Annotated in this window: 1 pseudogene; it reads left to right on the forward strand. The window is 70.8% G+C overall.

Features of this window, described 5'->3' with window-relative positions:
• Positions 1-284 (forward strand): annotated as a pseudogene (locus ACEN88_RS35290) (MFS transporter); the annotation flags it as partial.

Consider the following 284-nt stretch of genomic DNA (forward strand, 5'->3'; position numbering starts at 1 on the left):
AGCACGGACAGGCTCGGCGCGGCGGTCGTCGCGGCCTTCACGACGGCGATCCTCGCCCGCGGCCTGCCGAGCTTCAGGCCGACGAGCACGAGTCCGTATCCGGTCCTGTTGGGCTCGTTGTTCGCGCTGTGGAAAGAACACCGCGCGCTGCGCCTTGCCGCCATGGCCCAGGGTCTGCTGTCGATCGGCTTCTCGGCCTTCTGGTCCACGCTGGCCGTGATGCTGCACGGTGCCCCGTTCCACCTGGGTTCGGCCGCCGCCGGTTCGTTCGGCCTGGCCGGTGC

Source organism: Massilia sp. CT11-108 (assembly GCF_047302915.1).
Lineage (GTDB): Bacteria > Pseudomonadota > Gammaproteobacteria > Burkholderiales > Burkholderiaceae_D > Telluria > Telluria orientalis.